The organism is Maribellus maritimus (assembly GCF_022267315.1).
Lineage (GTDB): Bacteria > Bacteroidota > Bacteroidia > Bacteroidales > Prolixibacteraceae > Draconibacterium > Draconibacterium maritimum.
In genome coordinates this window covers 1-1,428 of sequence record NZ_JAIKLE010000131.1, presented here as the reverse complement: position 1 = coordinate 1,428, position 1,428 = coordinate 1, and the positions used below count along the sequence as shown (strand labels likewise).

Annotated in this window: 1 protein-coding gene; it reads right to left on the bottom strand. The window is 35.0% G+C overall.

Translation table 11 applies throughout. The features are described 5' to 3' along the window. Positions 1 to 144: 144 nt before the first annotated feature. Positions 145 to 1,398: a hypothetical protein gene (locus K5G00_RS29315; protein WP_238770170.1), complete on the bottom strand. Its 1,254-nt coding sequence runs from the start codon at positions 1,396 to 1,398 to the stop codon at positions 145 to 147. Positions 1,399 to 1,428: the final 30 nt, after the last annotated feature.

The window sequence follows — 1,428 nt, the reverse complement described above, 5'->3', positions numbered from 1 at the left end:
ACGGTGGTGGTATGAGGTCGTGGCGGTCAGACGAGAGTCTGACCAGTCCGACCGAAACTGAGGTTGGGACGAGATTCGACTTGTCGAATCCGCACAAACCCAGCCATGACTTATACCACGTGTTAGGTGCTGTTTTTTTTATTTTCATTCCGCTCTCACAATTTGTTGTCTTCCAACTTCTGCTCCTAATGCTTTAAATATTAAATCTTGTTGTTCCTTTTCTCTCCATCCTTTTTGCGCTAATTCGATTCTTACCGCGTCTTCATTTTTCCCTTGGTCAAACTGATAGGCGGCAAATTCGAGTACATCTCTTGGAGCATTATCTAGGTCGTAGGTTATTATTCGTTGAATCACTTGAATATAAAAAACAAAAATTGCTACAGCATATTCAAATATCCAAGCTATGATTAAACCAATTGCTCCTAAATTTAAATCTTTGAAAAGCAAACCATGATTTAGTTTTGCCATTAAGAAATCAATTAGTGTTGCATCCTCGATATTATTTGTTTTTACGATATAAATTAGTCTGAATATTTGACTGAATAAATAGGTTAAAGTAACTGAACCAAATCCAATCAATTTTATGGTTTTGAAATCGGATATTCCGCTTATTTTAATTAAATATCCAAAAGCAAGAGCAGTTAAGAACCCAATGCCACTATCAAAAAGCAATATAATATAAATGACACTAGACAAGACAGCCAAAACAGCTCCAATGATAACAGAGGTTAAAATACCACCACCTACAAGTAGCCCCATTTTCTTTTCTCTTAGAATTTTGGGCTTTGTTAATTCATCAGGAACCTGATATTTTGTCTTTTCTTCAATTATCCTAAGTTCTTCTAAATCCGACTCTATTGTCTCGCTATCATATTCTGCCTCAATTAAACTGAAAGCAAGTTTTAATTCTTCAATTCTACGGTTGTTTTTCCCAAAATCAACTAAGTTATTTTGCAGTGATTTACTAGTTATCCTAATATTGTCTGCAACTTCAACTGTAATCTTTTCCGACCATTTTCCCCAATCATTTCCACTTTTTCCCTCTACATTATCCTTGTCAAAATGTACTACGTCCCAGTCTAAAGCGAACATTGCACGTTGGAAATTTTTAATTACTAACTCTTTGGGAAGTTTCGTTTTGGGGGAAGCAGTCTGCTTTGGTGTCCATTTGAAAGAAACTTTTAATGGGAAGTTTTTGCTTGCAACAGTTTTGAAGATTTGATTTCTTGTTTTTATTTCAGATTCAATCAATTCTATCTTGTCTGTTTTGTAAGCACGTTTTTCGAGCTCTTTGCAGGTAGCTAAAAGGATATCGGAATTCACTCTTTTGAAATCCAGAAGTATTTCATCAAGTTCCTTATTTGTATGTTCTGATATTATTTTATCCCAATCTGGCATTTGTTCTCATTTAAAATTGCACCTAACGGT

Bases quoted from the DNA above. Each gene is read 5' to 3' on its own strand.
- K5G00_RS29315 (WP_238770170.1), bottom strand. From the start codon at position 1,398: ATGCCAGATTGGGATAAAATAATATCAGAACATACAAATAAGGAACTT.